The organism is Kribbella sp. NPDC002412 (assembly GCF_053592935.1).
In genome coordinates, this window is the sequence record NZ_JBSFBL010000035.1 from 1 (window position 1) to 24293 (window position 24293).

Annotated in this window: 19 protein-coding genes and 1 pseudogene; 14 read left to right on the forward strand and 6 right to left on the reverse strand. The window is 69.7% G+C overall.

Features of this window, described 5'->3' with window-relative positions; genetic code table 11:
• The 3 genes and pseudogenes from ACWCOV_RS25875 to ACWCOV_RS25885 form a co-directional block, all read right to left on the reverse strand.
• Positions 1-282 (reverse strand): annotated as a pseudogene (locus ACWCOV_RS25875) (carbohydrate ABC transporter permease); the annotation flags it as partial.
• Positions 279-1145: a carbohydrate ABC transporter permease gene (locus tag ACWCOV_RS25880; RefSeq protein ID WP_449831891.1), complete on the reverse strand. Its 867-nt coding sequence runs from the start codon at positions 1143-1145 to the stop codon at positions 279-281. The gene ACWCOV_RS25880 and the pseudogene ACWCOV_RS25875, both read right to left, overlap by 4 nt.
• Positions 1142-2434, reverse strand: a complete 1293-nt coding sequence (locus ACWCOV_RS25885) for an ABC transporter substrate-binding protein (RefSeq protein WP_449831892.1) — start codon at positions 2432-2434, stop codon at positions 1142-1144. The genes ACWCOV_RS25880 and ACWCOV_RS25885 overlap by 4 nt, the downstream gene beginning before the upstream one ends.
• A gap of 310 nt (positions 2435-2744) precedes the next feature.
• Here ACWCOV_RS25885 and ACWCOV_RS25890 point away from each other — a divergent pair, with 310 nt between their 5' ends.
• Together ACWCOV_RS25890 and ACWCOV_RS25895 are read left to right on the forward strand one after the other, a co-directional pair.
• Entirely contained in the window at positions 2745-3941 is a 1197-nt protein-coding gene (locus ACWCOV_RS25890) for a S53 family peptidase (RefSeq protein WP_449831893.1), read from the forward strand.
• A gap of 315 nt (positions 3942-4256) precedes the next feature.
• A complete protein-coding gene (locus ACWCOV_RS25895) occupies positions 4257-7154 on the forward strand; it encodes a M36 family metallopeptidase (protein ID WP_449831894.1) in 2898 nt (965 codons plus the stop codon).
• Positions 7155-7302: 148 nt separating this feature from the next.
• Here the strand turns inward: ACWCOV_RS25895 and ACWCOV_RS25900 are convergent, their stop codons facing one another.
• A complete protein-coding gene (locus ACWCOV_RS25900) occupies positions 7303-8310 on the reverse strand; it encodes a LacI family DNA-binding transcriptional regulator (RefSeq protein WP_449831895.1) in 1008 nt (335 codons plus the stop codon).
• Positions 8311-8424: 114 nt separating this feature from the next.
• Between ACWCOV_RS25900 and ACWCOV_RS25905 the strand changes: the two genes are divergently transcribed.
• The 4 genes from ACWCOV_RS25905 to ACWCOV_RS25920 all read left to right on the forward strand — a co-directional run bounded on the left by ACWCOV_RS25905 (position 8425) and on the right by ACWCOV_RS25920 (position 11479).
• Positions 8425-9330 (forward strand): amidohydrolase family protein, encoded by a 906-nt coding sequence (locus ACWCOV_RS25905; RefSeq protein ID WP_449831896.1) that lies wholly within the window; start codon positions 8425-8427, stop codon positions 9328-9330.
• Positions 9327-9887: a cysteine dioxygenase gene (locus tag ACWCOV_RS25910; RefSeq protein ID WP_396351149.1), complete on the forward strand. Its 561-nt coding sequence runs from the start codon at positions 9327-9329 to the stop codon at positions 9885-9887. The genes ACWCOV_RS25905 and ACWCOV_RS25910 overlap by 4 nt, the downstream gene beginning before the upstream one ends.
• A gap of 257 nt (positions 9888-10144) precedes the next feature.
• The gene (locus ACWCOV_RS25915; protein WP_449831897.1) at positions 10145-10537 is read left to right on the forward strand and encodes a RidA family protein; all 393 of its coding nucleotides are present in this window, start codon (positions 10145-10147) and stop codon (positions 10535-10537) included.
• Positions 10538-10675: 138 nt separating this feature from the next.
• Positions 10676-11479 carry a PhzF family phenazine biosynthesis protein gene (locus ACWCOV_RS25920; RefSeq protein WP_449831898.1) on the forward strand — a complete coding sequence of 268 codons (804 nt, stop codon included), beginning with the start codon at positions 10676-10678 and terminating at the stop codon, positions 11477-11479.
• Here ACWCOV_RS25920 and ACWCOV_RS25925 read toward each other — a convergent pair.
• On the reverse strand, positions 11476-12096 hold the full coding sequence (locus ACWCOV_RS25925) for a hypothetical protein (protein WP_449831899.1): 621 nt from the start codon (positions 12094-12096) through the stop codon (positions 11476-11478). The genes ACWCOV_RS25920 and ACWCOV_RS25925 overlap by 4 nt on opposite strands.
• A gap of 311 nt (positions 12097-12407) precedes the next feature.
• Here ACWCOV_RS25925 and kdpF point away from each other — a divergent pair, with 311 nt between their 5' ends.
• From kdpF to ACWCOV_RS25965, 8 genes are all read left to right on the forward strand, one after another.
• Positions 12408-12497, forward strand: a complete 90-nt coding sequence (kdpF, locus tag ACWCOV_RS25930) for a K(+)-transporting ATPase subunit F (protein WP_449831900.1) — start codon at positions 12408-12410, stop codon at positions 12495-12497.
• Positions 12497-14158: a potassium-transporting ATPase subunit KdpA gene (gene kdpA / locus ACWCOV_RS25935; RefSeq protein ID WP_449831901.1), complete on the forward strand. Its 1662-nt coding sequence runs from the start codon at positions 12497-12499 to the stop codon at positions 14156-14158. Before kdpF ends, kdpA begins: the two co-directional genes overlap by 1 nt.
• Before the next feature lie 50 nt (positions 14159-14208).
• Positions 14209-16245: a potassium-transporting ATPase subunit KdpB gene (kdpB, locus tag ACWCOV_RS25940; protein WP_449831979.1), complete on the forward strand. Its 2037-nt coding sequence runs from the start codon at positions 14209-14211 to the stop codon at positions 16243-16245.
• A gap of 13 nt (positions 16246-16258) precedes the next feature.
• Positions 16259-16888: a K(+)-transporting ATPase subunit C gene (gene kdpC, locus ACWCOV_RS25945; RefSeq protein WP_449831902.1), complete on the forward strand. Its 630-nt coding sequence runs from the start codon at positions 16259-16261 to the stop codon at positions 16886-16888.
• Between the two features lie 12 nt (positions 16889-16900).
• Complete coding sequence (locus ACWCOV_RS25950) at positions 16901-19480, forward strand: DUF4118 domain-containing protein (RefSeq protein WP_449831903.1); 2580 nt, start codon at positions 16901-16903, stop codon at positions 19478-19480.
• Complete coding sequence (locus ACWCOV_RS25955) at positions 19477-20154, forward strand: response regulator (RefSeq protein ID WP_449831904.1); 678 nt, start codon at positions 19477-19479, stop codon at positions 20152-20154. Before ACWCOV_RS25950 ends, ACWCOV_RS25955 begins: the two co-directional genes overlap by 4 nt.
• A gap of 331 nt (positions 20155-20485) precedes the next feature.
• Positions 20486-21328 carry a hypothetical protein gene (locus tag ACWCOV_RS25960; RefSeq protein WP_449831905.1) on the forward strand — a complete coding sequence of 281 codons (843 nt, stop codon included), beginning with the start codon at positions 20486-20488 and terminating at the stop codon, positions 21326-21328.
• A gap of 118 nt (positions 21329-21446) precedes the next feature.
• The gene (locus tag ACWCOV_RS25965) at positions 21447-22658 is read left to right on the forward strand and encodes an SGNH/GDSL hydrolase family protein (RefSeq protein ID WP_449831906.1); all 1212 of its coding nucleotides are present in this window, start codon (positions 21447-21449) and stop codon (positions 22656-22658) included.
• Here ACWCOV_RS25965 and ACWCOV_RS25970 read toward each other — a convergent pair.
• Positions 22655-24076, reverse strand: coding sequence for an aromatic amino acid lyase (locus ACWCOV_RS25970; RefSeq protein WP_449831907.1), 1422 nt, complete (start codon positions 24074-24076; stop codon positions 22655-22657). The two genes, ACWCOV_RS25965 and ACWCOV_RS25970, sit on opposite strands and share 4 nt — an antisense overlap.
• Between the last annotated feature and the right edge of the window lie 217 nt (positions 24077-24293).

Here is a 24293-nt window from a genome sequence, read left to right on the forward strand (position 1 = left end):
GCGCAGCCGGGAGAAGGCGTACGCCGCCAGTGCACTGGTCAGCAGGGACCCGGCGGTGGTGATGACCGCGATCTGCAAGCTGTTCCAGGCCATCTGCGCGAACGGGATCAGATCCGGCACCTGCTGGAAGTTCTCCAGCGTCGGCGGCCGCGGGATCCACCGCGGCGGCAGCTGGAACGCGTCGATCGGCTCGGACAGCGCGTTCACGATCAGCCAGACCAGCGGCGCGATCATCAGCAGCCCGGCGACCACCAGCACCAGGTCGACCAGCTTGCCCTTCACTGGTGCACCCACCGGCGGCTGAGCCGGAACTGGAGCCCGGTGACGATCATGATCACCACGAACAGCACCAGCGAGAGCGCGGCGGCGTACCCGACCTCGAAGGACTGGAAGCCCTTCTCGTAGGTGTACATCACGATGCTCCGGGTCGCGCCGTCCGGCCCGCCCTGCGTCATGATCACCATCGGGTCGAAGATCTGGAACGCGCCGATGAAGGTGATCACGGTGGCGAAGAAGATCGTCGGCGACATCACCGGCATCGTGACGCTCCAGAACCGCCACCACGCGTTCGCGCCGTCGACGCGAGCGGCCTCGTGCAGCTGGGCCGGCACCGTCTGCAGCCCGGCCAGCAAGATGATGAACGTGTAGCCGATCGTGTGCCACCAGTCCACCGCGATCAACGTCGGCAACGCCCAGGTCGGGGAGGCCAGCCAGTTCGTCGTCGCGGAGAGGTAGTGGTTGACCAGGCCGAACGTCGGATCCAGGACGTACTTCCAGATCAGCGCGACCGCGGCCCAGGAGACCAGGAACGGGAAGAAGAACGCGGTCCGGACGAAGTACTTCGTACCGCGCGTCATCGTCCGGTGCACCCCGAGCGCGAGCAGCATGCCGAAGCCGATGTGCGTCACCACCGACGAGATCGCGAACACGAAGGTGTTGATCACCGCGCGGATCGTGTCCTCGTCGGTCACGAGTTGCCGGAAGTTGTCCAGCCCGGCGAACTCCGGCGTACTGAGCAGGTCCCAGTGGAACAGGCTCAGCCCGAACGCGGCGACCAGGGGAGCGGCGACGAAGACCACGAAGAGCAGGACGGCTGGGCTGATGAACAGGTAGCCGGGCAGCCAGTCCCGCCGCTGTGGTTTCAAACCAGTCCCTCCAGCGCGGTCTGTGCTTTGCCGAGGGCGTCGGCCGGGGACGCGTTGCCGGTCAGCACCTGCTTCCACCCGTCCTCCACAGCCTTCTGTACGGCGGCGCCCTTGTCCGGCGACGGGATCGGCGTCGCGTAGCTCAGCGCCTGGTAGAGGTACTCGGTGCCCTTCGGCGCGTCGGTCAGGAACGACTCGCTGTTCGCGATCGACTTGCGGGCCGGGACGATGGTGCCACCGAGCTGGGCGAAGAACGACGAGCCTTCCTTGGAGATCAGGAACCTGATGAAGGTCCAGGCGTCGTCCTTCTGCTTCGACGCCTTCATGATCGGGTAGCCGTTCCAGCCCACCGGCGAGCCCTGCTTCACCTTGGTCGGCCAGGGCACGATGCCCATCTTCGCGGTGGCCTTCAGGTTGCGGATGCTGATGATCGGCCACCGGCCGCCACCGAACATGGCCAGCTTCCCCTGTGCCGCCGCGGTGGTCGCGTCGAACGTGCCGCCGGGAGGTGGCGACAACTTGTCGGCGACGAGCGCCCGGTTGAACTCGGCTGCCTCGAGCACGGCTGGGTCGTCGAACGTCGGCTTCGACCAGTCGTCACTGAAGCTGCTCGTCCCGTTGGTGAGCAGCCAGGGCATGATCGCGGCGAAGTACTCCGGGCCGGCGGCGTACCCGAAGGCGCCGGTCTTGGCCTTGATCTGCTCACAGGCCTTCCGGAAGTCGTCCCAGGTCCACTGCGCGGTCGGCTCGGGCACACCAGCCTTCGCGAACAGCTCCTTCGAGTACCACATGCACATCGTGTTGAACTCGCCCGGCAGGTAGTAGGTCTTGCCGTCGGTGGAGCTGTACTTCTTGTTCCACTCGATCAAGTTCGGGTCCATGTCGGCGTAGTACTCGTCGATCGTCGCCTTGTCCTTGCCGATGTAGTCGTCGAGCGGCGCCAGCAGGCCCTTGGACGCGAACAGCCGCTGGCCCTCGGTCGCCACCTGGATCACGTCCGGCACCTGGCCGCCGGCCAGCCGGGTGGACAGCTTGTTGAAGAAGTCGCCCCAGTTCGACAGCGGGATGCCCTCGGCCTTGAGCTTGATCTCCGGGTGCTGCTCGCCGAACTTCGCGAACAGCTTGTTCCAGGTGGCCTGCTGCTCCGCGGTGCCCATGTAGACGAACGACAGTTGCCGGGTCGACGAACCACCCCCGCCGTCGTCGCTGCCACCGCATCCGGCCAGCGCGCCGGCGAGCGCCGTACCGCCCGCGGCCTGGAGGAAACGTCGACGGCTGAGCTCGGACATCGGTGGACCTCCAGCAGGCGGGAAATCGATTTCTCGCCACCTTACGCCCGGAGGCCGAAACCATGTCAAGGGCCGGTCGCGGAAAAGTCAGGGGGAATCCTTCGGCCCCGGCGGCGGACCGGAATCCCCGTCAGCACGCGGAATTCCGGCCGCCGCCGGGTTCAAACCCATGACATTTGTCGTGGATCCGATCGCTGGATTCCGGCACCTGCGCGGGCGGACGATTTCGAGCACCCCACCCACGCCGGTCTCCGCCCCCGGCCTGATGAAGGTCCGTGGGGCGGAGACCTGCCCAGCTCGAGGAGTTCTGTTGAGGCAACGGATTCTCGTGTCCGCCCTGGGCGTCGGCGCACTTGCCGTCGCGGGTCTGACCGCACAAGGGGCCGTCGCGGCCCCCACCCCGTACACCGCGGGCAAGCACGCGTCCAAGGTCTGCTCGGCCACCAAGGCCGCGCACACCGCGACCTGCAACGCGGAGCAATTGGTGAACGACAAAGGTGTCGCGCCGGCGTCGACCACCCCGCCGTCGACCGGGCTCACCCCGGCCGGCCTGCGGGACGCGTACAAGCTCAACGGCCTGAGCGCCGGCGGCCGCACGGTGGCGATCGTCGATGCCTACGGCTACCCCAACCTGGAGCGCGACCTCGGCGTCTACCGGTCCCAGTTCGGCCTGTCCGCGTGTACCACGGCCGACGGCTGCCTGCGGATCATCGACCAGACCGGCGGTACGGCGCTGCCGCGCTTCAACGCGGGCTGGGCCGGTGAGCAGGCCCTCGACGTCGACGCCGTCTCGGCCGCCGCACCCGATGCGAAGATCGTCGTCGTCCAGGCCAACTCGGCCAGCTTCGCCGACCTCGGCGCCGCCGTCGTGACCGCGTCCAAGCAGCCCGGTGTGGTGGCGATCTCGAACAGCTACGGCGGTGGTGACGCGTCCGACGCGACGTACGGCAGCTACTACGACCACCCGGGCATCGCGGTCACCGCATCGACCGGTGACGACGGCTACCAGGGTGGCAGCTACCCGGCCTCGTCGTCCTACACGACAGCCGTCGGCGGTACATCGCTTGTTGCGGCCAGCAACAGTCGTGGCTGGAGCGAGACCGTGTGGGACGGCGCCGGCTCGGGCTGCTCGACGTACAACACGGCGCTGAGTGCGGCCGCGAGTTTCGGCACCGGCTGCTCGAAGCGGGCGATGGCCGACGTGTCCGCGGCCGCCGACCCGGCCAAGGGCGGCATGGCGATCTACTACCCGACCACCAAGACGGCGTCGACCTGGGCGCAGTTCGGCGGCACCAGTGAGGCCGCGCCGATCATCGCCGCGGTCTACGCGCTGTCCGGCAACACCAGCGGCTATGCGAACGCGCTGCCGTACGCGCACCCGGGTTCGCTGTTCGACGTGACCAGCGGCAGCAACGGGAGCTGCCCGACGACCCAGTGGTGCACCGCACGCACCGGCTGGGACGGCCCGACCGGCCTCGGCACTCCGAACGGAGCCGGCGCCTTCTGAGCGAACGGGCGGACCCTGCCGCGATTAGGGTCCGCCCGTTCTGGGGTAGGCCCAGGTCCACTCCTCGAGCCACCTGGCAGGTGTTGGGGTGGGTCGGTCGTGCATCGGGGCGGCCCGACACTCACGACGGCAGCTTCGTGGCCGGGTGCAACCATTCTGCTGGTGCTCCTAGTACTGTTCCGGGCACGAAGGACATCCCTCGTCTCCACGCCGTTCCGGTGATTTTCCTTCCTCGGGAACCTCTTCGCGGCCTAAGGTCGCCCCCGGACGGATCGTGGAGGGCGATCCGCGCACCCAACTCCATGGAGCGTTGCTGTGACCACATCACGCAGAGGGCGGGGGCTCCTGGCAGCCACCGCTGTCTCCGCAGCCACTGTGCTGGTCGTGACCGCCGCCGGCGGTGCCACGGCCGCGCAGACGGCCGGCCCGGACCAGGGCCCGGCGGCCCAGCCCGGGAAGACCTATAGCAAGGACCAGAAGGGGTACTACGACGCCCGGATCCCGAGCGCGAAGACGACGTACGCCCGGGCCGCCAAGGTGGCCGGCAAGGAGTCGGCCGCCTCGGAGAAGTTCCGCAACTCGCTCGGCACGCAGGGCGTCGTCGAGGTGGACCCGAACACCGGCACTCCGGCCCAGGTGACGAAGCTGGACGGCTTCCTGACCGGCCGGAGCGCCAAGAAGGCCCAGGACATCGCGCTGAACTACGTGAAGGCGCACCCCGAGATCTTCAAGCTCTCCGAGGCCGACCTGGCCACGCTGAAGCTGCGCAAGGACTACGTCGACGACCTCGGCACGCACCACGTGTTCTGGTCCCAGGTGGTCGACGGCGTCGAGGTGTTCGGCAACGGACTGAAGGCCAACGTCACCAAGAACGGCCAGCTGATCTCGGTCATGGGCGCTCCGGTGGCCGGCCTGACCTCGCAGGCGCAGGGCCGGTCCGCTGCCGCCGCACCGAGCCTGACCGCGGCGGAGGCTCGCACCGCCGCGGCCAAGGACGTCGGCGGTACGGCGAAGCCGGCGACCGCGAAGGCCACCGGCGCGGACTCCAAGTGGAGCAACGGCGACACCGCCAAGCTGGTCTGGTTCCACACCGCCGACGGCCTGCGCAAGGGCTGGATGACCTACACCAACACCGGCGGCACCAAGATCTACACGCACGTGATCGACGCCCAGACCGGCGGCCTGCTCTACCGCCGGAACCTGTCCAGCGACGGCCTCGGCGACGCCCTGGTGGTGGACAACTACCCGGGCGCCCCGAAGGGCGGCACGCAGCGGGTCGAGAACCTGGTCTACAACAAGTGGCTGCCGAAGAACGCGAAGACCCTGCTCGAGGGCACCTCGGTCGCGGCCTTCGCGGACCTGAACGACGACAACCAGCCGAACGCCGGCGAGACCGTCAAGGTGCCGGGCACCAAGACCGCGGCCGAGTTCAAGCTGGTCTCGTTCCCGAACGCCGCGTCGTCCTGCTCGACGTCGTACATCTGCACCTGGGACCCGGCCAAGCCGGACTCCTGGAAGACGAACATGAACCAGGACGTCACCAACGGGTTCTACCTGGCCAGCAACTTCCACGACTGGCTGGCCAAGCCGCCGATCAGCTTCACCCCGGCGGCCGGCTCGTTCGACGCCGCGGGCGGTGACCCGGTGCTGCTGAACGCCCTCGACGGCGCGGCCACCGGCGCCGACGGCGGGCCGGACGCCGACCACGCCAACAACGCGAACATGAGCACCCCGCCGGACGGCACCCCACCGACCATGCAGATGTACCTGTTCAAGGGCGGGTTCGTGCCGAGCAGCTCGTCGAGCTCGGCGGACATCCTCTACCACGAGTACACCCACGGCCTGTCGAACCGGCTGGTCGTCGACGCCACCGGCAACTCCACGCTGAACAGCATCCAGGGCGGCTCGATGGGCGAGGCCTGGAGCGACTTCTACGCGCTCGACTACCTGGTCTCGCACGGCCTGGAGAAGGACACCACCGCGCCGGGCGAGGTGCTCGAGGGCAAGTACGTCACCAACGGCGGCTCGATCCGCACCCAGGCGATGGACTGCCGGGTCAAGTCCGTCAGCCCGAACTGCGTCCAGCCGGACGGCTCGAAGGGCGGCTACACGTACGGCGACTTCCCGACCATCGGCGGATCGCCGGAGGTGCACGCGTCCGGTGAGGTCTGGGCGCAGACGCTGTGGGACCTGCGGGAGCGCTTCGGCCGCGGCTACGCGGTCAGCCTGATCACCCGGGCGATGGAGCTGTCGCCGGCCGACCCGACCATGCTCGACATGCGCAACGCGATCGTGCAGGCCGACCTGGTCGCCAGCGGCGGCAAGAACGCCGACGTCATCTGGACCGTGTTCGCCAACCGCGGCATGGGCTGGTACGCCGGTGTCGTCGACGGCGGCGACGCGTTCCCGGCGGAGGACTTCCACAAGCCGCCGACGGGTGCGACCACGACCCTGACCGGGACCGTGACGGACAAGGACACCGGTGCTCCGGTGGCCGGCGCGCTGGTCTACATCGGCGGTCACGCCTCCGGCTACGCGGGCGACTACTCCAGCGTGACGGACGCGACCGGCAAGTACACCATCACCAACGTTGCCCCGGGCACCTACCCGAAGGTCGTCGTGGCCGGCCCCGGCTACGAGCTGATCGTCCAGAAGGTGACCGTGAAGGCCGGCAGCAAGGCGGACTTCGCGCCGCGCCGCAACTGGGCGGCCGCGTCCGGCGGCGGTTCGGTGACGGACTTCAACGGCCCGGACTACACCGACTACGGCTGCGGCCCGGGCGGTGCGATCGACAACGCCCAGGGCACCGGCTGGGGCAGCACCACCGGCGACGACAACGGCACGCCGACCGGCGTGATGGTGCCGAAGCACGTGGACATCAAGCTTCCGGAGAAGGTCGACATCAGCGCGTTCAACGTCGACCCGTCGAACACCTGCGGTGACCCGGAGGACGCCGCGACCGGCCAGTACCGGATCGAGACGTCGGCCGACGGCACCACCTGGGCGACCGCTCAGGAGGGCACCTTCACCGCGGCCAACGTCGGCAAGTACAACCTGCTCACCCCGAGCGGCAACGCGACCGACGTCCAGTACGTGCGGGTCTGGCTGCTCAGCCCGCAGGTCCCGGACTTCGCCACGAACTGCCCGGCGGGCGGCTACGCCGGCTGCCAGTTCACCGACCTGACCGAGATCCAGGTCTTCGGCACCAAGTAATTCGCCACCCCGCGAAGGCCGGTCGAGCGTCCCCGCTCGGCCGGCCTTCCGGCGTCTGACCACATGGTGGACGGCGGGAAGTAAGTCGATCGGATTGGTTTAGTTTCACGGGGTGGATGTTGTGGCTCAGGGGTCGTCGCCGCGCCGGTCAGGTGGGCGGGGCGGCGACCGAGCCGCGCTCGATCAGGGTCGGGGCGACGGTGGTACGACGGACGCGGCGGTTGGTGTCGACGGCGGACGTGACCCGCGCCACCACATCGGCGACCAGGTCGTCGAGCGGCCAGTGGAAGGTCGACAGTGGCGGCGTGAGCAGCTGGCTCATCGGCTGGTCGTCGTACCCGAGCAGGGAGAGGTCTTCTGGGACCCGGAGGCCGAGCTCGCGGCTGGCCGCGTACACGCCGAAGGCCATCGAGTCGGCGAGCGCCAGGATGCCGGTCGGGCGCGGGGTGCTGCTGAGCAGCTCGCGGGCGACCTCGGTGGCGCCGGACAGGTCGTGTGGGCACGGGATGATGCGGACCTTGAGCTTCAGGCCGACGGCGACCCGCTGAGCGATCTCCTCGGCCGGTCGCTGGATCTCCAAACGGTGCGACGGGCTGAGCACCGCCACGGTCCGGTGGCCCGCATCGGCCAGCCGGCGCAGCGCCGTGCTGACGCCGCTCTCGTTGTCGAACACCACCTCGGACTTCGCCTTCGCGCCCGCCAGCGCGTCACCGATCGCGATCACCGGCGCCTGCTGGGCGATCTTGGCCCAGCCCTTCGCGGCCGGGTTGACCGGGATCACCACGATCGCGTCGGCGCGGTGGTCGACCAGGTGCTGCGCGAGCTCGAGCTGACGGTCGCCGTCGCCGGCCGAGTCGATGATCCAGGCGTTCCGGTCCGGCGCCAGCAGCTCCCGGCCGAGCGCGGCGGCGAGACGCTGCTGCCAGAGGTCCTCGAGGGACGCGCACAGCACGCCGATGGAGCCGCTCCGGCCGGACGCGAGGGCCCGGGCGACCGGATCCGCCTGGTAGCCGAGCCGCTCCGCGGCGTCCTGAACCCGCTGCCTGGTCTCCGGCGTCCCGTGCAGGCCGCGCAGCGCGTAGGACACGGCTGCCATCGAGAGACCGGTCTCGGCGGCGATGTCCTTGAGGGTTGGCCTCCGGGCGTTTCCGGACATGCCTTGAACCCTAGCCCGTCCTTCGGACAGAAACTTGACAACAGCTCCTTTGAAGCGCTTCACTCTAGACATCCTGAAGCGCTTCAATCTGATCAATCCCGGGACGGTGCAGCTGTGATCGACGTCCACCAGCACCTGTGGCCGGCCGAGTTCGTCGACCGGCTCCGGGCGCGCCGCGCCGCGCCGTACCTCGATGGCTGGACGCTGCACACCGGGACCGAAGCTCCGTACGAGGTCGACCCGGCGGCGCACGCGATCGACAAGCGGGTGGCGCTGGAGCAGGACGTCGGTACGGCGCTCGCCGCGGTGTCGCTGTCGAGTCCGCTCGGCGTGGAGCAGCTCGGCGACCGTGCGCTACTCGACGCGTGGCACCTCGGCGCGGCCACCCTGCCGGAGCCGTTCAAGGCCTGGGCGTCGGTCAGCCTGCTGGAGCCCGATCTTCAGGACCTGGAATCCCTGCTGAGCAACGGATTCCTCGGTGTGCAGCTGCCGGCGCACGTCCTCGGCACGCCGGCCGGTTGGGCCGCGCAGGCCGAGCTGCTGGCGACTGCCGAGCGGCTGAACAAGCCGATCCTCGTCCACCCGGGCGCTGCGCAGCCGATCGACGAGGCTCCCGGCTGGTGGGCGCCCGTCGTCGACTACGCGAACCAGTTGCAGGCCGCATGGTGGGCCTGGCACGCGTACGGCGGCCGCCGCGAGTTCCCGCAGTTGCGGCTGTGCTTCGTCGCCGCGGCCGGCCTCGCGCCTGTCCACCACGAACGGCTCGCCGCCCGCGGCGGCCGGCTCGGCACCATCGACCCCAACCTGTACGTCGACACCTCGAGCTACGGCCCGCAGGGGATCGACGCGGTCGCGCGGGTCCTCGGCATCGACCAGGTCGTGCACGGCACCGACCGGCCGTACGCCGGGATCACCGACCACCGCCAAGGCGCCGCCGCGACCGCGGTGATCTGCCACGACAACCCACACCGGCTCCTCTACGGGGCCGGGAAACCATCTCCTGAGAGGGGAGTGCAGTGACTGCTCAGCCCATCGACGTCCCGAACGTCCCGGCGCGCCAGCCCAGCCGGCTTGTGGATCTCAACAACTGTCTTTCGCTGGACGACCTTCCGGGCCGGGACCTCGACCCGCAGGAGCTGTCCGAGCTGGCCTCGTCGATCGCCGCGCAGCCGCACCTGTGGGAGGACAAGGTCGCCTACAGCGACGAGGAGCGGGTGTTCGCCTCGCTGCACCGCGACGCCAACGTCGACGTCTGGCTGATCTGCTGGACGCCGGTCAACGACACCGGCTGGCACGACCACGACGTCTCCTCGGGCGCGGTCGCCGTCGCCAAGGGCAAGCTGGTCGAGCACAACCTGGCCATCGGCACCGAGTCGATCGAGACCGAGGTGGAGGCCGGCGACGTCTACGGCTTCGGCCCCGACCACATCCACCGGCTGACCGGCCTCGACAAGGGCAGCGTCACCGTCCATGCCTACAGCCCGCCACTGTGGCGGATGGGCCAGTACTCCGTGAAGGACGGCGTCCTCCGCCGAGTCTCCGTCTCCTACGCCGACGAGCTCCGCCCCCTCGACTGAACCAGCCCGGGTCGGGCCTGGTCACCAGGCAGGCCTGCCCCGCCAAGCCCGGCGCGCGGAACCCACCGGTCCCGCCGCCGGGCTTCTTCTTTACCCGTGCCGAGGGGATGGGCACGGTGCGGCCGGTGGATGTCACTTGTTTGTCGGTTCCTCATCGATCCGGGCCGAGGCGTGTGTCGACTGGGGTCGGCAGGGTAGACATGAGGGCAGTACTGACACCCGGGGGCGGGGACTAGTGGAGTGGAGGGGGACGACCTATGGCGTTTGCGATCGCGCCGTTGAACCCGGCGATCCTGCCGGCGGCCACGGGCAACTACACGCACGGCGTGCAGGTGGACGGCGCCCGGCGGATGGTGTTCGTCAGCGGCCAGGTGCCGTGGGGCAACGAGCACGGGCGGGTGCCGGAGAGTTTCGAGGCGCAGTGCCGGATGGTCTGGCGGAACGTGCTCGCGGTGCTGGCCGAGGCCGGGATGGGTACCAAGAACCTGGTGAAGGTGACGACGTACCTGTCGGACCGGCAGTTCCGGGCGCTCAACTCGAAGATCCGCGAGGAGGTCCTCGGCGACCACGCCCCGGCGCTCACGGTGATCATCTGCGACATCTACTCGGAAAACTGGCTCCTGGAGATCGAAGCAGTAGCAATGGCGTGAAGCAGCCGGCCTTCGGCCGGGTTGGTGGGGTGGGAGAACTGGCTCCTGGAGGTCGAGGCCGCGGCAATGGCGTAACCGGTCCACCGGGTCTGGAAGTGGCTATGGATTCACGGCTCTCGGAAATCTAGCGTCGGGCGCATGAGGATCAGGGTGGTCGACGCGTTTGCGGAGCGGGCTTTCGGCGGGAATCCGGCGGGGGTGTGCGTGCTGGCGGCCGGGGCGTGGCCGGACGCCGGCTGGATGCAGGACGTCGCGGCGGAGATGAACCTGTCCGAGACCGCCTTCGCGCGGCCCTCCGAGCAGGCCGACGCGGACTGGGACCTGCGCTGGTTCACGCCGACGATCGAGGTCGACATGTGCGGGCACGCGACGCTCGCGACCGCGCACGTGCTGGCGGGCGACGGGCTGGTCGGCGGGAAGGTCCGGTTCAGCACGCGCAGCGGCATCCTGCTCGCGTCCGTCGGCGACGCGATCACCCTCGACTTCCCGATCTCGCCGACTACGGAGACCGCCGTACCGGATGGTCTGGTCGAGGCGCTCGGCGTGCAGCCGGAGAGTGTGCACAGCACCGGTGCGCTGACCGACGTGCTGGTGGTGCTGCCGGACGAGGCGGCGGTGCGGGCGGTCACGCCGGACATCGGCGCGCTGGAGGCGGTCAACCGCCGCGACGGCAACCGCGGCACCATCGTCACGGCGCCGGGTCAGGAGTACGACTTCGTCTCGCGGTTCTTCGCGCCCGCCGCCGGGATCGCCGAGGACCCGGTCTGCGGCAGTGCGCACACCGCGCTGGCGTCGTACTGGGCCGGGCGCCTCGGGCGGGACGACCTGGTCGGCTACCAGGCCTCCGCCCGAGGCGGTGTCCTGCAGGTCACCGCAGCCGGTGACCGCGTCTACCTGAGCGGCTCCGCGGTCACCACGCTGGACGGTGAACTCCGCGTCTAGGCCCAGGTCTCCGCGTGGGTGGCGACGCCGTTCGGGGCGATGAGCTCGGTGACGACGTCCTCGGCGTCCGCGTCCAGCGGCTCGAACGGGCGCTCCGGTACGACGTACGCGCGGGCGCCGGCCACCATCTCGATCCCCGGGAGCTCGAACCACGCCTCGCCGACCTCACGGCTGATCTCGTAGATCGCCTGCTCGGCCGAGTCGACCGGGTCCTTCTCGCCGGTCTCGTCCAGCTCGGCCGGGTGCCGCTCCTGCGCGGCCCGGCCGGCCTCCAGCAGCGCGTCCAGGTCGACCACGCGCAGGTCAAAGCGTGACACCACGCTGATCACCTGGTCCTGCTCGACCTCTTCGTCGTCCTCGTCGTCGGCGCTGTCGTCCAGCAGCAGCGGCGCCGTGCCGGTGTGCTCGAAGACGGCGTCGTTCCAGCTCTCGACGAGCTCCTCGAGCGCCGCGTTCTGGTCGTAGATCGCGGTCTGCTCCTCGTCGCCGGTCATCGCCAGCAAGGCCTCGGTGTGGGCCTGGAGCCGCTCGGCCAGCCGGCGGCTCGCCTCGGCGAGCGCCTCCCGGGTCTCCGCGGAGAAGAACTGCTCGGTCGGGGCGATATCCAGTTCAGTCACTAGCTGTTCTTCCCTTATCAATCAGTGGGCTGGTGATTGCCAGGCGTAAGTATGCGGACTGCGGGCCGCAGCGCGAAGTCCCACCCGAAGATCGCCGTCGGAATCAGTGCTCGTGAGAGCGCCGTGAGAGGTCTGTCAGCCGCTGTGAGAGGGCTGTGAGAACACTCCTGACCGGGCAGCGAGCGGTGTGCAGTGGGGGCATGAGCACTTTCTGTGTGAGGTGGCGCCGGCATGGCTGACGTGATCTACCTCGCCGTCACCGTCGTCGTCTTCGCGGCCGTCTGGTTCGCGCTGCGCGGAGTGGAGAAGTTGTGACCCCGGAGAACATCGCCGGCCTTGTCGTGGCCGTTGCTCTGGTCCTCTACCTCGTCGCCGCTCTGATCTTTCCCGAGAGGTTCTGATGTCCGAGACCGCCGCCGGCCTGTTACAGGTCGGCCTCCTCCTCGCGTGCCTGGCCGCCGCCTACCGGCCGCTGGGCGGCTACATGGCCAGGGTCTACTCGTCCGACCAGGACCTGCGGATCGAGCGCGGGGCCTACAAGCTGCTCGGCGTCGACGCGAAGGCGGACCAGACCTGGGCCGTCTACGCCCGGTCGCTGCTCGCGTTCTCCGCGGTCAGCGTCGTGCTGCTCTACATCCTGCAGCGCGTGCAGGGTCACCTGCCGCTGTCGAACGGCTTGCCCGGCGTCGAGTCCGGGCTGGCGTTCAACACCGCCGCGTCGTTCGTCGCCAACACCAACTGGCAGTCGTACTCGCCCGAGGTGACGATGGGCCACCTGGTCCAGTTCGCCGGCCTCGCCGTCCAGAACTTCCTGTCCGCGGCCGTCGGCATGACCGTCGCGGTCGCGCTGATCCGCGGCTTCGCCCGGTCCAAGACCGACCGGTTGGGCAACTTCTGGGTCGACCTGACCCGCACCACGCTGCGGATCCTGCTCCCGATCGCGATCATCGGCACCCTGGTGCTGGTCGCGATGGGCGTCGTACAGAACTTCTCCAGCGGACACGAGGTCACCTCGGTGGTCGGCCAGAGCCAGACGATCCCGGGCGGCACGGTCGCCAGCCAGGAGGTCATCAAGGAGCTCGGCACCAACGGCGGCGGCTACTACAACGCCAACTCCGGGCACCCGTTCGAGAACCCGAACCCGCTGTCGAACCTGTTCGAGATCTTCCTGCTGCTGCTGATCCCGGTCTGCATGACCCGGACCTTCGGTGTACTGATCAAGGACAAGAAGCAGGGCTACGCGATCCTAGGCGTGATGGGCACGCTGTGGGCCGCCTTCACCTTCTCCGCCACGTTCTTCGAGAACCAGGGCGCGGGTACGGCGACCCAGGCGGCCGGCGCCGCGATGGAGGGCAAGGAGATCCGCTTCGGCGAATGGGCCTCCGCACTCTTCGCGAGCTCGACCACCGGTACGTCGACCGGCGCGGTGAACTCGGCGCACGACTCGTTCACCGCCCTTGGCGGCGGTACGGCGCTCTTCCACATGATGCTCGGCGAAGTCACGCCGGGCGGCACCGGCACCGGGCTCTACGGCATGCTGATCCTGGCCGTCCTGACCGTGTTCGTCGCGGGCCTGATGGTCGGCCGGACCCCGGAGTACCTGAAGAAGAAGATCACCGCCCGCGAGATGAAACTGGTCTCGCTGTACATCCTGACCACGCCGACCGTGGTGCTGGTCGGCGCCTCGATCGCGATGGGGCTGGCGGTGGCGCGGGCCTCGATCTTCAACACCGACAGCCCGCACGGCTTCTCCGAGGTGCTGTACGCCTTCACGTCGGCGGGCAACAACAACGGCAGCGCGTTCGGCGGGATCAGCGCGAACATCCCGTTCTACAACACCGCGCTCGGGCTGGTGATGCTGCTCGGCCGGTTCGTGCCGATCGTGCTCGCCCTCGGCCTGGCCGGCTCGCTGGCCCGCCAGCAACCGGTGCCGGTGACGCAGGGCACGCTGCCCACCCACAAGGCCCTGTTCGTCACGATGCTCGTCGGCGTCGTGCTGATCGTGACCGGCCTGACCTACTTTCCCGCACTGACTCTCGGACCCCTCGCGGAGGGACTGTGACCACGCTGTTGAAGACCGCCTCGCCGGCGCCGAAGAAGGCGCCGGAGCGGGTGGCGAAGAAGGCGCCGTCGGGTCTGTTCGACCCGAAGATGCTGCTGACCTCCCTGCCGGACGCGCTGCGCAAGCTCGACCCGCGGGTGATGGTGAGGAACCCGGTGATGTTCGTGGTCGAGGTCGGCGCGGTCGCGTCGACGATCTTCGCCTTCACCGACTCCAGCGTGTTCGTCTGGTGGATCGTGGTCTGGCTCTGGCTGACGGTGATCTTCGCGAACCTGGCCGAGGCCGTCGCGGAAGGCCGCGGCAAGGCCCAGGCCGAGACCCTGCGCCGGGCCAAGACCGAGACCACCGCCCGGCGGCTGACCGGCGACCGCGAGGAGGAGGTGCCGGCCACCCAGCTCCAGCTCGGCGACCTCGTGGTCGTCGAGGCGGGCGAGATCATCCCCGGAGACGGCGACGTCGTCGAGGGTGTCGCGAGTGTCGACGAGTCGGCCATCACCGGCGAGTCGGCTCCGGTCATCCGGGAGTCCGGCGGTGACCGCAGCGCGGTCACCGGCGGGACCAAGGTGCTGTCGGACCGGATCGTCGTGAAGATCACCACCCGGCCCGGCGAGAGCTTCATCGACCGGATGATCGCCTTGGTCGAGGGCGCGTCGAGGCAGAAGACACCGAACGAGATCGCGCTGAACATCCTGCTGGCCAGCCTGACGATCGTGTTCATGATCGCCACGGTGACCCTGCCGACGTTCGCGAACTACGCCGACACCGACCTCAGCATCGTGATCCTGGTGGCCCTGCTGGTCTGCCTGATCCCGACCACCATCGGCGCGCTGCTGTCCGCGATCGGCATCGCCGGCATGGATCGGCTGGTGCAGCGCAACGTGCTCGCGATGTCCGGCCGCGCGGTCGAAGCCGCGGGTGACGTGAACACGCTGCTGCTGGACAAGACCGGCACCATCACGCTGGGCAACCGGCAGGCGTCGGAGTTCATCCCGGTCGAGGGTGTGACCGACACCGAGCTCGCGGACGCGGCGCAGCTGTCCAGCCTGGCGGACGAGACGCCGGAGGGCCGCTCGATCGTCGTACTGGCGAAGAACGGGTACGGACTGCGTGAGCGGCACACCGGAGAGTTGCCGCACGCAACGTTCGTGGAGTTCACCGCGCAGACCCGGATGAGCGGTGTGGACGTGGACGGCCGGCAGGTCCGCAAGGGCGCGGCCGGCGCGGTCAACGCCTGGATCCACGGCCACGGCGGGACCACCGACCCGAAGCTCGGCGAGCTCGTCGACGGCATCTCGGCCTCGGGCGGAACCCCGCTGGTCGTCGCCGAGACGAGCGGCGGCAAGGCCCGGGCGCTCGGCGTGATCCACCTCAAGGACGTGGTCAAGGAAGGCATGCGGGAGCGGTTCGACCAGATGCGCGCGATGGGCATCCGGACCGTGATGATCACCGGTGACAACGCGCTGACCGCGAAGGCGATCGCCGAGGAGGCCGGGGTCGACGACTTCCTGGCCGAGGCGACGCCCGAGGACAAGATGGCGCTGATCAAGAAGGAACAGGAGGGCGGCCGGCTGGTCGCGATGACCGGTGACGGCACCAACGACGCGCCGGCGCTGGCCCAGGCCGACGTCGGGGTGGCGATGAACACCGGCACGTCGGCCGCGAAGGAGGCCGGCAACATGGTCGACCTCGACTCGAACCCGACCAAGCTGATCGAGATCGTCGAGATCGGCAAGCAGTTGCTGATCACCCGTGGTTCGCTGACCACGTTCTCGATCGCGAACGACGTGGCCAAGTACTTCGCGATCCTGCCGGCGCTGTTCGCGGCGGCGTACCCGGGGCTGGACAAGCTGAACGTCATGGGGCTGCACTCGCCGGAGTCGGCGATCGTGTCCGCCATCGTGTTCAACGCGCTCGTCATCGTGGCCCTGGTCCCGCTGGCGCTGCGCGGGGTCCGGTACAAGCCGTCCTCGGCGTCGTCGATGCTGCGGCGCAACCTGCTGGTGTACGGCGTCGGTGGCCTGATCACCCCGTTCATCGGCATCAAGCTCTTCGACCTGGTGATCTCGCTGATCCCCGGTCTGCGATGAAAGGTAGTTGATTATGGCAAGCAATCTGCCCGGCTCGGTCCGGCAGTTCGGGGTCGCCGTACGGGCCCTGCTGTTCTTCACCGTTGCTCTCGGCATCGTCTATCCGCTGGTGATGACCGCGGCGTCGCAAGCGCTGTTCCAAGGGAACGCGAACGGCTCGGTCGTCCAGGTGAACGGCAAGGACACCGCGTCGGACCTGATCGGGCAGGCCTACACCCGGGACACCGGGAAGAAGGACGCGGACGGCGACGCGATCATGGCGGCCGACCCGAAGTGGTTCCAGACCCGGCCGTCCGCGGTCGACTACGACGCGATGGGCAGCGCGGCCTCGCAGTACGGGCCGAACAACCCCGAGCTGCTCAAGCTGATCGACGAGCGCCGGCAGACGGTAGCAGCGCTGGAGGGTGTGGACCCGTCCCAGGTGCCGCCGGACGCGGTCACGGCCAGCGGCAGCGGCCTCGACCCGCACATCAGCCCGGCGTACGCCGCTCTGCAGGTGAACCGGGTCGCGCGGGAGCGCGGGCTGCCGGTCGCCACGGTCGAGAAGCTTGTGAAGGACAACACGGAGGGTCGCACGCTCGGCTTCCTCGGTGAGCCCCGGGTGAACGTGGTCAAGCTCAACAACGCGCTGGCCGCACTCTGAGAGCATGGGCATATGAGCAGTAGCGGCCGTGGGCATCTGCGGATCTACCTGGGTGCCGCGCCCGGCGTCGGGAAGACCTACAAGATGCTGGGTGAGGGCCAGCGGCGGCGCGACCGCGGCACCGACGTGGTGGTCGGGTTCGTGGAGACCCACGGGCGGGTGCACACCGCCGAGATGGTCGAAGGCCTGGAGGTGGTGCCGCGGCGGATCATCGACTACCGCGGCGCCAGCTTCACCGAGATGGACGTGGACGCCGTGCTGGCCCGGCGTCCGGAGGTGGCGCTGGTCGACGAGCTGGCGCACACCAACGTGCCGGGCAGCCGGAACGAGAAGCGCTGGCAGGACATCGAGGAGCTGCTGGCCGCCGGGATCGACGTGATCTCGGCGGTCAACATCCAGCACCTGGAGTCGATCAACGACGTGGTCGAGAAGATCACCGGTGTGCCGCAGCAGGAGAAGGTGCCGGACCGGGTGGTCCGCGCCGCCGACCAGATCGAGCTGGTCGACATGACTCCGGAGGCGCTGCGCCGGCGGATGGCGCACGGCAACGTCTACGCGGCGGACAAGGTGGACGCTGCCCTGGGCAACTACTTCCGGGTCGGCAACCTGTCCGCCCTGCGCGAACTCGCGCTGCTCTGGCTCGCCGACCGGGTGGACGCGGGCCTGCAGCAGTACCGTGCCCAACATGACATCGACTCGACCTGGGAAGCCAGGGAACGGGTGGTGGTCGCCCTCACCGGCGGCCCCGAGGGCGAGACACTGATCCGGCGTGCCGCCCGCATCGCCGCCAGATCCTCCGGAGGAGACCTGCTCGCCGTCCACGTCGCCCGGTCCGACGGCCTGACCGGCGCCAACCCGACCCGCCTCGCCGAACAGCGCAACCTGGTCGAGAGCATCGGCGGCACGTACCACCAGGTCGTCGGGGACGACGTACCCGCGGCCTTGTTGACTTTCGCCCGGGCCGAGAACGCCACCCAGCTGGTGCTGGGCGGCAGCCGGCGCTCCCGGTTCGGCTCGCTGCTCACCGGGCCCGGGATCGGGGCCAGCACGATCCGCGACTCCGGCGACATCGACGTACACATCGTCACTCACTCGCAGATGGGCCGCGGCCGGCTGCCGCGGCTGCACGGCAGCCTGTCCCGGCGGCGCAAGATCCAGGGCTTCGTCCTCTCCGTCGTGCTGCCGCCGGTCCTCGCGCTGCTGCTCGGACTGGGCGGCGACAGCCTGAACCTGACCAGCAACGTGCTGGCGTTCCTGCTGGCTGTCGTCGTGGTCGCCCTCGTCGGCGGGATGTGGCCGGCGATGGTCACCGCCGTCGGCGGCTCGCTGGTCCTCAACTACTTCTTCACCCCACCGACCCGGACGTTCACCATCGCCGAGCTGAACAACGCGCTCGCCCTGGTGATCTTCGTGCTGGTCGCGGCGATGGTGAGCTCGGTGGTCGACCGGGCGGCACGACGTACCAGACAGGCCGCCCGGGCGGCCGCCGAGTCGGAGACGCTGGCGACGCTGGCCGGGTCCGTCCTGCGGGGCGAGACCGCCCTGCCCGCGCTGCTCGAGCGGGTCCGCGAAGCCTTCGGGATGACCGGCGCGTGCCTGATGGAGCGGGTGGACGACGACGAGCTGACCGAGGTCTGGCGACCGTTGGCGTCGGCCGGCACGATGACCTGCGGCCGCCCGGAGGACGGCGACGCGGAGATCCCGGCGCGCGACAATCTCGTCCTCGTCCTGCAGGGTCACCGGCTGGCCGCCGACGAGCGTCGCCTGGTCGGCGCGTTCGCTGCGCACGCTGCCGCGCTGGTGGACAAGGCCCGGCTGAGCGAGGCCGCCGCCGAGGCCAAGCCGCTTGCCGAGGCAGACAAGCTCCGTACGGCGTTGCTCCGGGCCGTCGGCCACGATCTGCGGTCACCGCTTGCCTCGGCGAAGGCGTCGGTGACCAGCCTGCGCAGCGACGACGTCGAGTGGAGTGAGTCGGAGCGGGCCGAGCTCCTGGAGACCGCGGACGAGTCGCTGGACCGGCTGACGCGGCTCGTGGACAACCTGCTCGACCTGAGTCGGCTGCAGGCCCGCGTACTGCCTGTCTTCACTCGGCCGATGGCGCTGGACGAGGTGATGCCCGGCGTACTCGCGGAGCTCGGTGACGACGGCGACAAGGTGACCGTGGACATCCCGCACACGCTGCCGCTGGTCGAGGCCGACCCGGCGTTGCTCGAGCGGGTGATCGTGAACCTGGTCGGGAACGCGCTGCGCTACTCGCCACCCGGGCGTCCGCCCCTGCTGACCGGGAGTGCGCTGGGCGACACCGTGGAGATCCGGGTGATCGATCGCGGTCCCGGGATCCCGCGCGAGCACCGGGACCGGGTGTTCGCGCCGTTCCAGCGGCTCGGCGACACCGACAACACTGTCGGCGTCGGACTCGGACTCGCGCTCGCCCGCGGCCTCGCCGAGGCGATGCAGGGCACGGTTCAGCCGGAGGACACCCCCGGTGGCGGCCTGACGATGGTGGTCTCAATCCCGACTGCGACTCTGCGGCCGGCCGACGCACCAGTACCCGGCGCCCGCGAACGCTCCGCACCGGAGGTGCATGAATGACCCGCGTGTTGGTGGTGGATGACGAACCGCAGATTGTTCGGGCGCTGCAGATCAATCTGCGGGCCCGGGGGTATGAGGTGCATCTGGCCGGCTCGGGTACGGCGGCGTTGAAGGTGGCGGCGCAGCACCCGCCGGAGCTGGTGATCCTGGACCTCGGGCTGCCGGACTTCGACGGGGTCGACGTGATCCGTGGTCTGCGCGGCTGGACCGAGGCGCCGATCCTGGTGCTGTCCGGGCGGACCGACCAGACGGACAAGGTCGAGGCGCTGGACGCCGGCGCCGACGACTACGTGACCAAGCCGTTCGGGATCGACGAGCTGCTGGCCCGGATGCGCGCCGTACTGCGCCGCAGCAACCTCTCCCAGGACGAGCCGGTGGTCACGGTGGGCGGCGCGTCGGTCGACCTCGCCGCGAAGCGGGTCACGCTGGAGAACGGCGAGGACATCCGGCTCACCCCCACCGAATGGCACCTGCTCGAGGTTCTGGTCCGGCACCCCGGCAAGCTGATGTCCCAACGCCAACTCCTCACCGAGGTCTGGGGCCCCGGCTACGAAACCGCCGGCGGCAACCTGCGCTTCTACATGGGCCAACTCCGCCGCAAACTCGAGCCAGACCCAGCACGCCCCAAACACCTCCTCACCGAACCAGGCATGGGCTACCGCTTCGAACCGTGAGCGTGGTGCGCACCCACGCGTGCTACGCGGTCGCTCCTGCGTCGCGCCCGCTACGCGCGCTCCCACCCGCCCCCGGCTTAGCGCCGTGCGTTCCTTTCCCGGCTGCCGCCGGGGTTTGCGGGCTGCCGCCCGCGGGGTGAATGCGTGCTGTGGTGGGTGAGACGGCTCGCATTGGGTGGGAGTGTGGTGTGAGCCCCCGCGTGCTGCGCGGTGCTCCTGCGTCGCGCCTGCTACCCGTGCTCCCACCCGCCCCCGACCGGTGCGGACTCCAGCGTGGGCTCGTGTCTGTTTCGTTCAAGACTTTGTCCGGGGGGTGCGTCAAGGTGGGGGTATGGACATCTTCGGTGCGGGACGGGATTTCGTACGGCGGGAAGCGCGGTTGCTCGAGCGTCGGGTGTTCGGCACGGTCTTCGAGGGGGCCGATCCGGGTGGGGTCGTGGACGCGCTGCGCGGCTACCGGAACGCGGACGGTGGGTTCGGGCACGGGCTCGAGCCGGACAAGCGGTGCCCGGACAGCTTGCCGCTGGACGTGCAGGTCGCGTTCGAGACGCTGCTGACGGCCGGGGCGCGTGACGACGACATGATCCGGCGGGCCGTCGACTGGCTGCAGTCGATTGCGACGCCCGACGGTGCCGTCCCGCTGTGCGGCCCTGCTGTCGAGGGCTACCCGCGGGCCGAGCACATCAGCGAGTGGACCTACGAGCCGAGCCTCAACCCGACGGCCGGCCTGGTCGGGCAGCTCTACCGGTTCGGCTTCGAGCACCCGTGGCGGGACAAGGTCGCCGCCTGGTGCGCAGCCGAGTTGGCCAAGGGCTTCCCGGAGGACGCCCACGGGATGCACGTCTCGATGGAGTTCCTGGAGCACACCGACGACGTCGACCTGGACAAGATCCGCGACTGGCTGCCCAAGCTCAACTGGTACCGCGCCGACGCCGCGGACCCGACGTACGGCGTCACCCCGCTGCACTTCGCCCCGACCCCGGAAAGCTTCTGGCGACCGCTCTTCGACGACGCCCAGATCGAGGCCCACCTCGACCGCCTGATCGCCGACCAGCAGCCCGACGGCGGCTGGGCCATCACCTGGGAACCTCCCGGCCAGGCCGCCACCCTCGAGTACCGCGGCATCGTCACCATCGCCGCCCTCCGCACCCTGAAGGCGTACCACCGGCTCTGACAGGATGTGCGTTCGGCTCCGAAGATCGACCGTTCACCGATGACCGGTTGCGAGTGAGTGGCGACTCTGGGTGAGATCGAACGGAACACCCCGTTTCCGCCCAGACGAAGGTGGTCCCATGCGTCGTCTCAAACAGCTCGTCGCCGCTCTGGCTCTGCTCGCGATCCCGCTCACGCCCACCGCATCGGCCTCGCTGTCACCCGACTGGATCGGCAGCTGGGCCGTCGCCGTCACTCCACCCGGTACGTCGGGTCTCTCGGCCACCGGTGTCACCGACACGACCCTGCGGCAAGTGGCTCACCTGAGCGTCGGCGGCTCGGAGCTGCGGCTGCGGTTGTCCAACGTCTACGGCACGTCTCCGCTCGTCGTCGGCAACGTGACGCTGACCCCGCGGAGTGACGACCTTGCCGGTACGCCGACGGTCCAGCCGGCCAAGCTGGTCCAGGTGCTGTTCGGCGGCCAGCCGTCGGTCACGATCCCGGTAGGTGCTGAGTGGGTGTCCGACCCGGTGCGCGTCGCCGTACCGGATGACACCGACCTGGTGATCAGCACGTACTTCCCCGGTCCAACAGGTCCGCTGACCCAGCACCCGGCCGGATACGCGACGAGCTTCCGGGCCACCGGTGACCAGACCGGCGGCGACGGCTCGCAGTACCAGGCGATCTCCGGGATGGCCCGCTACATCATCGAAGGTGTCGACGTCCGCAGCCGGGTGCGCGGATCGGTCGTGCTGTTCGGCGACTCGATCACCGACGGCGTCGTGTCGCCGATCGACCAGAACCAGCGGTACCCGGACCAGCTGGCCGACCGTTTGCTGGCCCAGCCGGCGCACCGCGAGCTCGGTGTCCTCAACGCCGGGATCAGCGGCAACCGCCTGCTCAACAACGCCGGTACGGCGGGGGACTCGACGCTGGCGCGGTTCGACCGGGACGTGATCGGGCAGGCCGGTGTGCAGACCGTCGTACTGCTGGAAGGCATCAACGACATCGGTGGCAGCCGCGGCGCGGTCGAGCCGGCGGCGCTGATCGCGGTGCACCGGCAGTTCATCCAACGGGCGCACCAGGCCGGGCTGAAGGTGATCGGCGCGACGCTGACGCCGTACGAGGGCGCCGGTTACTACACGCCCGAGGGTGAGGCGGACCGGCAGGCGCTCAACCACTGGATCCGGACGTCGGGTGAGTACGACGCCGTCGTCGACTTCGACAAGGCGGTCCGCGACCCGGCCGCACCGTCCAAGATGCTGCCGGCGTACGACGTCGGCGACCACCTGCACCCGAACGCCGAAGGCTTCAAGGCAATGGCGCAGGCCTTCGACCTCAAGGAGCTCTAGCCCGCCTCGGCGGGATGTTCGACCTGGCGATCGCCCCACTGCGTGAGCAGGCCGCGGGCGATCTCCAGGTCCTCCCGCAGCGATCGGTCCGCGAGGTCACCCGGCAACGCGGCCAGCGCGTCGGCCAGCCACGGCCCGACCGCAGCCGGTGCGAGATCGTCAGGCGTCAAGCCTGCAAGGCGAATCGCCCGTACGGCGGTGACCAGCTCACTGGCCAGCACCTCGCGAAGCGCGTCGAGGAGTTGAGCCGTCAGTACGGCGGCCTGTGGCGCGAAGCTGGCGTGGTGCTCGGCTCCGCGAGACAGCGTCGCCGTACCGAGGGTCGCGGGCTGCGCGGCCGAACGGACCGCGGCCAGCGCGTCGTGGGCGACGTACTCGATCATCATCACGCCCGAGCTCGCCTCCGCGCCGCTGGCCAGGAACCGGCTCAGGCCGGTGAACTCCGGGTCGACCAGGTTCGCGACGCGGGACGTCGACAGGGTCGCGACGCTGTGCAGGCTCAGCCGCAGCGAGTCGAGGGCGAGCGCGATCGGCATCGCGTGCCAGTTGCCGTTGTGCAGCACGGTGTCCCCGGCCACGAGCGGGTTCTCGGCGGACGCGTTGATGTCGATCCGGATACTGTTGCCGAGTGCATCCACATGGTCGACGGCCGGTCCGAGTACCTGGGCGAAGGCTCTGAGCCCGAACGGATCCTGGACCCGGGCCGGCGGAATCGGCAGTTCCTCGAGCAACCCGCGCATCCGGCGTGCCACCCGGACCTGACCTGGTTGCGGGCGAGCCTCGTGCACACGGACGTCGTACACCTCGGCGTTGCCGCGCAGGGCGACGTGCGAGAGGGCGCCGACCAGCGGCACGACGTTGATCAGCGTGGCGGCCTCGACGTACGCGAGGCAACACTCGGCCAAGGTGATCGCGTTGCTGGAGAGCAGCGGCAGTGCGCTGGTCCCGTCGACGACGGCGCCGAGGGCGAGGCCGAGCTCGGCCAGCGGACCGAGATCGCCGGTCCCGATGGCGCCGCCGCGGTGCAGGTCGGGCAACTCGTCGTCGTTGAGCAGCGCGACGATCGCGTCGGCGACCGCGGGCTCCAGACCGGACCCGCCGGACGCGAGCTGGTTGACCCGGATCAGCAGCCCGAGCCGGACCACGTCCTTCGGGTACGACGTCGTACCGGTGGTGGAGTGCGATCCGAGCAACCGGGCGCCGTGCTCGGGGTCGGAGGTCAGCACGTCGCGGTTGGCGCCGACCCCGGTGGTCCGCCCGTACACCGGCCGCCGCTGAGCGACCTCGGCCACCGCGAGCGCCGACTCGTGCATCCGCTTGCGCGCGACGTCACTCAGCCGCACCGCAGTCCGCCGCTGCCCGAGCGCCACGGCCTCCAACGGGGTCAGTCCAGCCCCGAGAATCTCCACCGGCTCCACGTGCTCAGTGTGATCCGCCACACCCCTCTCGGGCAGCAACCTGGCCGCGGTCGCCGTCTCGGATCCGAGACGGGCGGGATGCGGACCGCCAGGCCATCGCAATCCGCCGGAACAGGTGGTGTCAGGCGGGGGCCGTCAGGCGGGCGGTCATTGTGATGGCCTGGCGGTCCGGGGCCGGACAGGCCAACGGCCCGCTCGGTGGGTCCGAGCGGGCCGT